The sequence below is a fragment of the Ferrovibrio sp. genome (assembly GCF_035304305.1).
Lineage (GTDB): Bacteria > Pseudomonadota > Alphaproteobacteria > Ferrovibrionales > Ferrovibrionaceae > Ferrovibrio.
Window position 1 is genome coordinate 1 of sequence record NZ_DATGQG010000164.1, and the last position, 10439, is coordinate 10439.

General features: G+C 67.4%; 11 protein-coding genes. 8 read left to right on the forward strand and 3 right to left on the reverse strand.

All coding sequences use genetic code 11. The features are described 5' to 3' along the window. Nucleotides 1–118: 118 nt before the first annotated feature. Entirely contained in the window at nt 119–1513 is a 1395-nt protein-coding gene (locus tag VKZ87_RS17890; protein ID WP_324222633.1) for a CmpA/NrtA family ABC transporter substrate-binding protein, read from the reverse strand. Nucleotides 1514–1806: 293 nt separating this feature from the next. Here VKZ87_RS17890 and VKZ87_RS17895 point away from each other — a divergent pair, with 293 nt between their 5' ends. The 3 genes from VKZ87_RS17895 (at nt 1807) to VKZ87_RS17905 (ending at nt 3604) form a co-directional block, all read left to right on the forward strand. After that, a complete protein-coding gene (locus tag VKZ87_RS17895; RefSeq protein ID WP_324222634.1) occupies nt 1807–2229 on the forward strand; it encodes a hemerythrin domain-containing protein in 423 nt (140 codons plus the stop codon). Nucleotides 2230–2360: 131 nt separating this feature from the next. After that, entirely contained in the window at nt 2361–2603 is a 243-nt protein-coding gene (locus VKZ87_RS17900; protein ID WP_324222635.1) for an AbrB/MazE/SpoVT family DNA-binding domain-containing protein, read from the forward strand. 140 nt (nt 2604–2743) lie between these two features. After that, nucleotides 2744–3604 carry a MipA/OmpV family protein gene (locus tag VKZ87_RS17905; protein WP_324222636.1) on the forward strand — a complete coding sequence of 287 codons (861 nt, stop codon included), beginning with the start codon at nt 2744–2746 and terminating at the stop codon, nt 3602–3604. A gap of 55 nt (nt 3605–3659) precedes the next feature. Here VKZ87_RS17905 and VKZ87_RS17910 read toward each other — a convergent pair whose 3' ends face one another. Together VKZ87_RS17910 and VKZ87_RS17915 are read right to left on the reverse strand one after the other, a co-directional pair. Beyond that, complete coding sequence (locus tag VKZ87_RS17910) at nt 3660–4853, reverse strand: M20 aminoacylase family protein (protein WP_324222637.1); 1194 nt, start codon at nt 4851–4853, stop codon at nt 3660–3662. 57 nt (nt 4854–4910) lie between these two features. Then, nucleotides 4911–5819, reverse strand: coding sequence for a LysR family transcriptional regulator (locus tag VKZ87_RS17915; protein WP_324222638.1), 909 nt, complete (start codon nt 5817–5819; stop codon nt 4911–4913). A gap of 196 nt (nt 5820–6015) precedes the next feature. Between VKZ87_RS17915 and VKZ87_RS17920 the strand changes: the two genes are divergently transcribed. The 5 genes from VKZ87_RS17920 (at nt 6016) to VKZ87_RS17940 (ending at nt 9810) form a co-directional block, all read left to right on the forward strand. Then, on the forward strand, nt 6016–7275 hold the full coding sequence (locus tag VKZ87_RS17920; protein WP_324222639.1) for an MFS transporter: 1260 nt from the start codon (nt 6016–6018) through the stop codon (nt 7273–7275). 114 nt (nt 7276–7389) lie between these two features. Continuing rightward, nucleotides 7390–7572: a hypothetical protein gene (locus tag VKZ87_RS17925; RefSeq protein ID WP_324222640.1), complete on the forward strand. Its 183-nt coding sequence runs from the start codon at nt 7390–7392 to the stop codon at nt 7570–7572. Nucleotides 7573–7637: 65 nt separating this feature from the next. Next, entirely contained in the window at nt 7638–8183 is a 546-nt protein-coding gene (locus VKZ87_RS17930) for a hypothetical protein (RefSeq protein WP_324222641.1), read from the forward strand. A gap of 18 nt (nt 8184–8201) precedes the next feature. Beyond that, nucleotides 8202–8654: a DUF421 domain-containing protein gene (locus tag VKZ87_RS17935; protein ID WP_324222642.1), complete on the forward strand. Its 453-nt coding sequence runs from the start codon at nt 8202–8204 to the stop codon at nt 8652–8654. A 106-nt stretch (nt 8655–8760) separates the two neighbouring features. Then, nucleotides 8761–9810: a methionine synthase gene (locus tag VKZ87_RS17940; RefSeq protein ID WP_324222643.1), complete on the forward strand. Its 1050-nt coding sequence runs from the start codon at nt 8761–8763 to the stop codon at nt 9808–9810. Nucleotides 9811–10439 lie beyond the last annotated feature (629 nt).

Sequence of the window (10439 nt, forward strand, 5' to 3'; positions counted from 1 at the left end):
ACAGCGCCAGCGCGCGCAGACGGGGAGTTCCCATGTCAGTGGCGCCCGGCCGCCCGAAGCCACTGACAGGCCCCCTCGGGGGGCAGCGAGCGAAGCGAGCGTGGGGGTCGTTTCATCCTCAGCTCCTCCGAATCGCGAAGCTGCTCACGTACTCCTCGGGCCTGGCCGGATCGAACGGCTTGCCCATGACCTCGAAGCCCTTGGACGCCGTCTCCGGCGGCGTCAGGCCCGCCTCCTTCATCAGCCGCGCGGCGTCGGTCGCGAGGAACACCTCGCCCGCCACCTTCCGGTAGTCGACGTCGCCCTTGATCTGCCCCCAGCGCTTCATCTGCGTCAGGATCCAGACGGCGAACGAATGCCAGGGGAAGGGATCGAAGTCGATCCGGTTGGGGTCCCGCTTCACGTTGCCGAGACCGTCGGCATAGGTGCCGGTCAGCACCTGCTCCACCACGGTGACCGGCTGGTTCAGGTAGTTGGCCGGCGCGATGGCCTCGGCGATCTCCTTGCGGTTCTCCGCCTTGGTGGCATAGGCGGTCGCCTCGATGATCGCCTTGAGCAGCGCCTGGTAGGTATTCGGCATCGTCTTGACGAATTCTTCCGAGGCCGCGAAGGCGCAGCAGGGATGACCGTCCCAGATTTCCTTCGACAGGATGTGGATGAAGCCCACGCCGTCATAGACCGCGCGCTGGTTGACCGGATCGGGCGCCAGGAAGCCGTCGATATTGTCGGCGCGCAGGTTGGCGACCATCTCCGGCGGCGGCACGGCGCGGATCTGCACGTCGGTGTCGGGATCGACGCCGTGCTCGGCGAGATAGTAGCGCAGCAGGTAGTTGTGCATCGAGTAGTCGAAGGGCACGGCCAGCTTGAAGCCCTTCCAGGATTTCGGATCGCGCCGGTCCTTGTGCTTCATCGCCAGCGTGATCGCCTGGCCGTTGATGTTCTCCACCGCCGGCATTGTGTAGGGGATCGGGTTCGAACCGGTTCCGGTGGTGATGGCCAGCGGCATGGGCGAAAGCATGTGCGCCGCGTCGTATTCCTTGTTCAGGGTCTTGTCGCGGATCACAGCCCAGCCGGCCGTCTTGATCACTTCCACGTTCAGGCCGTGCTTGGCATAGAAGCCCATGGGATGCGCCATGATGATCGGCGTGGCGCAGGTGATCGGGATGAAACCGACCTTGAGGTCGGTCTTTTCCAGCGCGCCGCTCTTGCCCTGGGCGAAGACCTCGCGCGCGGTGGCGAGCGGAAAGACCTGTTCGATGGCGGCCAGCAGGGTGCCGGCGCCGATCGCATGCAGCAGGCGGCGGCGGGTCACGTCGTTCGGGATCAGGGCGCGCACCACCGCCTGGTCGACGGCATTGCTCAGGCGCCTGTCTTCGTCGGCGGCCGTCTGCAGCTGCGCCTCATGCTGTCGCGCCGCCAGTTCGGCATTGTGCTCGGACAGTGAGCGGTGATGCCCGCACGGGCAGGAATCGAGCCGGGATTCGGAATCGAAGGGATTCTGGAAGAGGGTCATGGCGCGGTCTCCCCGTCTGGTGCCTGTCTGCTGTGTGCCTGTCTGCCGCAGATGAGGAGCAAGGAGCGTGCCAGTGTCCGCCGCAGTGTTTGCGGGCGGAATCGGCAGCAGCGGGCGTTGCCGCCGGTCAGGATCGCGCCACGTTGCGCGAAATTCAGGCAGTCCGCCCGGGATGACCGGTCGCCGTTGCGGCACTTTGTCTCCGGAAGATGCAGGTTTACTTCGTTCCGGGCCGCGATATCTGCACCTTACCCGCAGAGGGTACGCAGAAACGGAGAATGCGAGATATCGTCATGAGTGCGACAGAACGCTACCGCCAGCATCATACGGAACTGCACGCCCTGTTCGCGCGCATCGAGGGGCTGCTGCACAACACGGCCGGCAACGGCTGGGCTGGCGAACTGACCAGGCTGCTGGCCGAATTCACCGGCCGGCTCTCCACCCATCTCTCCGTCGAGGATACGTCGCTCTATCCGACGCTGACGGCCTCCGGAAACCCCGCGCTTGCGGCGATGGCGCAGCGCTACCAGACCGAGATGGGCGATCTCTATTCCACCTACATGGATTTCTGGCGCCGCTGGCGCACGCCCGCCCAGGTGCAGCGGGAAATGGCCGCCTTCCTGCCGGAAGCACGGCAGCTTTTCTCCCGGCTGAAGGGCCGCATCCATCGTGAGGATACGGAGCTTTACGCCCTGGCCGACAAGGTCCTCGCCTGAATCACGCCGGCAGCGCGGCGCTGGCACTCACACCCCCTTGTGTGCCAGCGCCGATCGCGCTTGAGTCCCAGTCCCGGACGACAAGCCGTCTGCCCGAGCGCGACATCTTCGCGCCAAGCATCGAGGCGATCATGACAACGATACGACTGGACAAAGCCGGCCGGCTGGAACTGCCCCGCGACATGCTGGAAATCCATCACTGGCAGGCCGGCACCGAATTCACCGTGGAAGACCGGCCGGAAGGCGTGCTGCTGCGCCCGCTGAACGGTGATCTCCGCCCCGTGAAAGCAACGCCTGCGGGAAGCGGCGCAACGGGACGGGATCGGGCCCTCGCCGACGCCATGCGCGACCGTTACGCGAAGCTGGGACACTGATCGAAGCGGATGGCGGAATTCCGCCAATCCGCGCCCGTGCCTGCTGTGATTTTTCATTGACCGGCGGAAAGCCTCCGGCTGGCCACAGCCATGCCACGTTTGCAGGTGTTTATAGACGGCACCACTTTCGAGGCCCAGGCATGCGCGCCCTCCTGTTCGTTCTGCTGTCCGGTCTGGCCGCCGCGGCGCTGCCAGCGGACGCGCGCGCGCAGACTACCGATGGCGAGAGCGGCGGTCCGCTGGAACAGGTTTCGCCGATGCCGCGGCCGCAACTGCGAGCCGGCGCCGATCCGAGCGACGACTGGCGCGTGACGATCGGCGGCGGCGGCATGCTGCGCCCGGACTATCTCGGCTCGGACGATTACGAATTCCTCGCCCTGCCGCTGTTCGATCTGCGTTACCGCGACCGCTTCTTCCTCTCCACCCGCGACGGCCTGGGCGCAAACCTGCTCGACAGTCCCAACTGGCGGGCCGGCCCGGTGCTGAAATACCGCCATCGCCGCGACCAGGACGACAACGCGGCGCTGCGCGGCCTCGGCGATGTCGATTCCGCGGGCGAGGCCGGCGGCTTCGTGCATTACGATCTGCGCCCGTTCAGCGCCGGCGCGGAGGTGCGGCAGGGGTTCGGCGGCCATGAAGGCCTGATCGGCGACTTCTTCCTCGCCTGGAGCACCATGCTGGGCGAGCGCACGCGGGTCACCGCCGGGCCGAACCTCACGCTCGGCAGCAGCGACTTCACCGAAAGCTATTTCTCGATCAACAGCAGCCAGGCGGCGCGCTCCGGCCACCGCGCCTTCGATGCCGACGGCATGTTCATGTCCTACGGTTTCGGCGCCACCGTTACCTATCGCCTGAGCGATGCCTGGTCGGTCGGCGGCTTTGCCGGTATCGACCGGCTGGCCGGCGATGCCGCCGATTCACCGCTGGTGGACGATGCCGGCTCGGCCACCCAGGCCCGCGTCGGCCTGAGCATCGGCTACAGCTTCGGCTTCGGACGGTAAGTCCCCTGTCCACCTGACCTGTCGTGCCCGGGCTCCGGGCCATGACAGAAAAGTATTACGGCTGCCCCAGTTCCGCGTGCACCAGGTTCACCCAATAGGCGACGCCGGTGAGGATGATCTGGTCGTTGAAGTCGTAATGCGGCGTATGGACGTAATGGCAGGAGCCATCCTCGATGCTGCCGCCATTGCCGATCAGGATATAGGCGCCGGGCTTCTTCTCCAGCATGAAGGCGAAATCCTCCGCGCCGGTCAGCGGCTCGGCATCGGCATCCACCAGCGCATCGCCGACCGTGGCGCGGGCCGCCTTCACGGCGATCGCGGTCTGCGCCGGCGCGTTCACCAGCGGCGGATAGCGCCGCAGGTAATCGTATTCGCCGCTGCAGCCATGGGCCGCGGCGATGCCCTGCACCAGCTCGCCCAGACGCCGCTCGAGCAGGTCACGGTCTTCCGGCGTGTAGCTGCGCGCCGTGCCGCGCACCGTCACCTGCGAGGGAATCACGTTGGGCGAGCCGTAGGCGCCGGCGGCGATATGGCCGACGCTGACCACCGCGGCATGCTGCGGCGAGACGTTGCGGCCGACGATGCTCTGGGTCGCGGTGACGAAGGCCGCCGCGGGCATCACCGGATCGGTGCCCATATGCGGCATGGCGCCATGGCCGCCGCTGCCGCGGAACACCGTCGTCCATGTATCCGAGGCCGCCATCATCGGGCCCGGACGGATGGCGAAATGGCCGGCGGGAATGCCGGGCATGTTGTGCATGCCGTAAACGGCATCGCAGGGGAACTTCTCGAACAGGCCGTCCTCGATCATCACCCGCGCGCCGCCCTCGCCTTCTTCCGCGGGCTGGAAGATCAGATGGACGGTGCCGGCGAAATCGGGATTGCGCGCGAGCTGCTTGGCGGCGCCGAGCAGCATCGTGGTATGTCCGTCATGGCCGCAGGCATGCATCTTGCCGTCATGGATCGAGCGATGCGCGAACTCGTTCTTCTCCTGCAGGTTCAGCGCATCCATGTCGGCGCGCAGGCCGATGGAGCGGCCCTCGCCGCGCTTCCCCCTGATCGTGCCGACCACGCCGGTCTTGCCCAGGCCGCGATGGATCGGAATGCCCCATTCGGCGAGCTTGGCGGCGACGATGTCGGCCGTGCGGTTCTCCTCGAAGGCGGTTTCGGGGTGACGGTGAATGTCATGGCGGATCGCGGTCAGTTCGACGCGATCGGCCTGGAGGTCGCGCAGGAGATCCTGGGTCATGCGGGTACTCTTTATATTATATCTGTGTGCGGTCCGGAGATTGTCCCAAGCTCAGCATTACGCGCGGCGCTTGGCAAGGGCGGAGCGCTTTGGCGCCGCGCCGCCCTGCAGCAGCCGGCCATCCCGGGCGAACAGCTCGATCAGGTAATCCATCACCGCCCGGATGCGCGGCGCACGCCGCAGGTCGGGATGCACCACCAGCCAGATGTCGCGGTCCGGACTCTGCGTCTCGGTCGGCACCCGGCGCAGCAGCGGATCACTGCCGCCGAGATAATGCGGCAGCAGGCTGACGCCCATGCCGGCGCGGGTGGCCTGGTACAGGCTGGCCATGTCGTTGGCGGTGAAGGCGAGCGGCCGGCCTTTCGTCTGCGCCATCAGCCAGTGATGCAGGTCGATGTGACCGAAACTGTCGTCATAGCCGATATAGGCCCAGTCCTTCGGCTTCACGCGACTGAGATAGCTGCGCGCGGCATACAGGCCATGGCCGACCGCCCCGATACGCCGGGCGATCAGCCCGCCGCCGCCGGGCTTGATCATGCGCAGCGCCAGATCCGCCTCGCGCCGGTTGAGATCGACGGCGCGCGGATCGCCGCACAGATCGATCTGGATTTCCGGATGCCGGACGCGGAACGGCACGAAGCGCGGCGCGAGGAAATGGCTGGCCAGCACGGGCGGCGCGCTGATCCGCACGCTGCCCTGCAGGGCGATGGCGCCGCTGGCCTGGCGCTGCAGCGCCAGCATCTCGGCCTCCACCCGCTCCGCCCCGGCCAGCAGCGCCTCGCCCTCCTCGGTCATCGCGTAGCCGCGCGGCAGCCGATCGAACAGCCGCAGGTTCAGCTGCTGCTCCAGCGCGGCGATGCGGCGCGCCACGGTGGAGTGGTCCACCTTCAGCTTCCGCGCCGCCGCCGACAGCGAGGGCTGGCGCCCGAGTTCGAGAAAAAAGCGGATATCGTCCCAGTCGGTCATCGCGGCGCCCGTTTCCCGTCTGTGCAGAAATCCCCGGAGGCTTGGCATTTTTACCGTCTCCCCGGGATTTATGCCGAGGCTAATCTGTTGCCCGCGCGGATGCCAGCGGTCGTTCCGCAGCTCTGGACTTCATCCGGAGGGCGGCACATGATCCGCCGCCCCGCAGACAAACAGTGACAGAACAAGAGCCACCCCGATGACTGCCGTCTCTTTCCATCACCCGTCGCTGAACAGGGCGCAGAGCATTTCCATTCTCGCCGGCGCCGCGATCATGCTGTCGCTGGCCATGGGCATGCGCCAGAGCCTCGGCCTGTTCATGCAGCCGATCACGAAGGACATCGGCATCTCGGCGGCGGACTTCGCCTTCGCGCTGGCGATCCAGAATATCGTCTGGGGCATCACGCAGCCCTTTGCCGGCGCGCTGGTCGACCGTTTCGGCACGCGGCTGATCGCGCTGTTCGGCGGCCTGCTCTATGCCGGCGCGCTGATCATCACGGCCTATGCGACGGCCGCCTGGATGGTGACGCTCGGTTCCGGCCTGATGATCGGCGTGGCGCTGGCCTGCACCACCTCGGGCATCGCGGCCAAGATCGCCGCCAAGGTGGTGCGGCCCGAGCGCCGCAGCCTCGCCTTCGGCCTCGTCTCGGCGGCCGGCTCGATCGGTACCTTCTTCTGCGCCCCGCTGGCCCAGGGCGTGATCCAGACCAGCGGCTGGCAGATGGCGATGTTCGCCTTCGTCGCGCTGGCCGCGGCGATGCTGCCGGCCGCCCTGGTCGGCGGCCGCGCCGACAGTGTGCCGGTCGACGGACCGTCCGGCGGCCCGGCGGAGACCATGCGCAGCACGCTGGGCGAGGCGGCCGGCCATGGCGGTTACATCATCATGGCCGCGGCCTTCTTCGTCTGCGGCCTGCAGCTCGTTTTCCTCACCACGCATCTGCCCACCTTCCTGGCCGATTGCGGCGCCGACCCGATGCTGAGCGCCCAGGCGCTGGCCGTCATCGGCGCCTTCAACGTCTTCGGCTCCTGGCTGTTCGGCTGGCTGGGCGACCGCTATCACAAGCCGCTGCTGCTGGGCGGCATCTACATCCTGCGCTCGGTCGCCATCGCGCTCTACTTCACCCTGCCGGTGAGCCAGTTCTCGACCCTGGTCTTCGCCGCCGTGATGGGCACGCTCTGGCTCGGCGTCATTCCGCTGGTCAACGGCCTGGTCGCGCAGATCTTCGGCATCCGCTATCTCGCGACGCTGACCGGCATCGCCTTCTTCAGCCACCAGGTCGGCAGCTTCCTTGGCGCCTGGGCCGGCGGCGTGATCTATGACGCGCTCGGCTCCTACACCCTGGCCTGGCAGCTCGCCGCCGGCATCGGGCTTGCCGCCGGCATCATGCAGCTCTTCATGAGCACGCGGCCGACCGAGCGGATTCTGGCCGCCCAGCGCGCGGCCGCAGCCGCGGAGTGATCCGCGGCTGCACCGGTCTCATCCGCGCCAGGTGAACAGCCGGGCAAGGGTCAGGCCGGCATAGATGATCATGCCGAGCAGGATCAGCAGTCCGACCGCGATCTGCGCCGCCGCATGGCCGGCCGCGCTGTCGTCGAAGAAGGCACCGGCCAGCGGCGCGGCAGTGCCCGCCAGCAGCAGGTCGGCTACGAGGACCCGGCATTCTTCCGCCGCCTGACCGGCGTTTCGCCCGGCCAGTACCGGCGGCAGTTCCGCATCCCCGATTACGCGATGCCGCAGAAGGCCGCGGCGGAATAGCCGCCCGGCCCCGGCCCGGGCTCAGGCCGGGCGGAACCGCGCGGGCCGGGCCGCGTTGGTGTTGCGTGGCCACAGACCGGAACCATCGATCCGACCCGCTGGACGAATGGGCCGACCGGGATTACCCGGTCGCCGAGGACATGGCGTTCCAGCGCCTGAGCTGGATCATCGAACGCAGCGGCTGGGCCGTGATGGTCGTGCTGGTGATCGCGGCGCTGGCCGGCGCGTTTTCCAGCGGCTTCATCAGCGGCGCGACGACATCCGATCCCAGCGGCGCGCTGACCGTCGAATACGAACGCTTCCACCGCACCGGCGCCAGCGACGTGATGCAGATCACCGCCGCGCCGCTGAGCGGGGACGGCATCCTGCTGCATCTGGATGCCGGCTTCCTGCGCCGCTTCACCATCGAATCGGTGACGCCGGAACCGCGCGAATGGCGCGGCGACGAGGACGGCGCAGCGATGGTCTTCCCCGCCCCGGAGGGCCGCAGCCTGACGGTGCATCTGGCGCTGCGGCCCGAGCGGGCGGGCCGCGCGACAAGCCGCATCATGCTGGGCCGCCCTGCCGATCACGGCCCGGCCGTGGAGCTTGCCATGTTCGTCTATCCCTGACCGACAGAGAGGTGCAGCATGGACGCCGTTCTGCGCGCCGCCGCGATCTACTTCTTCCTGCTGATCCTGTTCCGGCTCGCCGGCCGGCGCACCTTCGCCGAGATGACCAGCTTCGACTTCGTGCTGCTGCTGGTGATCGGCGAGGCGACGCAACAGGCTTTGCTGGGTGACGATTTTTCCATCACCAACGCCTTCATCGTCATCGTGGCGCTGGTGGTCATCGACATCGTCTTCTCGCTGGCGCAGAGCAGGGTGCCGGGCCTGGGAAAATTCTTCAACGGCGAGCCGATGATCGTGGTCGAGCACGGCAGGCCTCTGCTGCAGCGGCTGAAGCGCGCCCGCATCAGCGTCGACGACGTGCTCGGCGCCGCGCGCGAGACCCGCGGCCTGGAGCATATCGGCCAGATCAAGTTCGCCGTGCTGGAGCCCAACGGCAGCATCAGCATCATCCCCGAGGACGAGTGGCGGTGACTGCTGGGTAACTTTCCCGTCGCTCCGGCGGCCGGATTCCCGCTTCCGCGGGAATGACGGACAGATACCAGCCTGCTATCCTCCCGCGCATCCCGGGAGGAAAACCATGAGCAACACCCAGTTTCCCGCTGCCCCCCTTTTTCCAACAGCAGTGGCAGGCAGCCTGCCCAAGCCCGCCTGGCTGGCGGAGACGCACAAGCTGTGGCCGCAATGGCGCGCCGAGGGCGAGGCGCTGGCCGATGCCAAGCGCGACGCGACGCTGCTCTGGATCAAGGTGCAGGAGGATGCCGGGCTGGATGTGATCGGCGACGGCGAGCAGTACCGCCAGCATTTCGTCCACGGCTTCCTGGAATTCGTCGATGGCATCGACTTCCGGAACAAGGTCGAGATGGGCATCCGCGACAACCGCTACAAGGCGATGGTGCCGCAGGTGGTGGGCGCGCTGAAGATGAAGGGCCGGGCGCACGAGACCGAGGCGCGGCTGCTGCGCGCCCATACGAAACGCAAAGTGAAGTTCACCCTGCCCGGGCCGATGACCATCATCGACACCATCGCCGACCACCATTACGGCGACCGCATCAAGATGGCGATGGCCTTCGCCGCGCTGCTCAACCAGGAGGCCCGCGCGCTGGAGGCCGACGGCGTCGACATCATCCAGTTCGACGAGCCCGCCTTCAACGCCTATCCCACGGCGGCGGCCGGCTGGGGCATCGAGGCTTTGCATGCCGCCATCGACGGCCTGAAGGCGAAGACGGCCGTGCATATCTGCTACGGCTACGGCATCCCGGCCAATATCGAATGGAAGAAGATGCTGGGCAGCGAATGGCGCCAGTACGAGGATTTCTTCCCGGCGCTGGCGAAGAGCCGCATCGACCAGGTCTCGCTGGAATGCCGCAATTCCCGCGTGCCGCCCGACCTGATGCGGCTGCTGGAGGGCAAGGAGGTGATGGTCGGCGTGATCGACGTCGCCACCGACCAGGTCGAGACGCCGGAGGAGATCGCCGACACCATCGCCACGGCGATGAAGTTCGTGCCGAAGGAGAAGATCATCCCCTGCAGCAATTGCGGCCTGGCGCCGCTCGACCGCCGGGTGGCCGAGGCGAAGCTGAACGCGTTAGCTAAGGGCGCGGCGCTGGCGCGGGAGAAATTCGGCTGAGGCCGGCCGGCGGCTTTCGCGTAAACCGCTGATTCTGCTGCGCCCGGCCCGTCCGGGCGCAGCTTTTTGCGCGCCGGTTGAGTCCCGTTCGGAGCCAGTTCGATCCCGTTGCGGGCCAGTTGAGTCCCGTTGAGAGCCAGTTCAGTCCCGTTCAGTCCCGTTGGATGCCAGTTGAATCCCGTTGAGTCCCGTTGAATCCCGTTCGGGAGCCCCTTCCTTCACCGTCATGCCCGGGCTCGACCCGGCCATGACAACAATTGCTATATGTACGGCCGCACCCGGCGGCGATTGGCAGATGCACAATGTCCAACAGCGCCGGGGCCATCAGCGGGGCCGGGTGCATGCCCGGGTATGCAGCCGGCGACAGGAACATACAGAGTACATGAAAATGCGCTAAAGTCAAGCCGGCGCCCTGAACCACACAGCGCGGGGCCACACAGCGCGGGGCCACGCAGCGCCGGGCCGGGTTCCGCAAAGGCCGCACGCCGCAGGCAGCACCGCACACCAACGCCCGCCAGGGAGGATCGCATGGAAAGCCGCAGGATCGAGTTCGACGGGTCGCTGGGGGCGAAGCTCTCGGCGCGGCTGGAGCTGCCCGAGGGCGGGATGCCGCCGCGCGCCCATGCGCT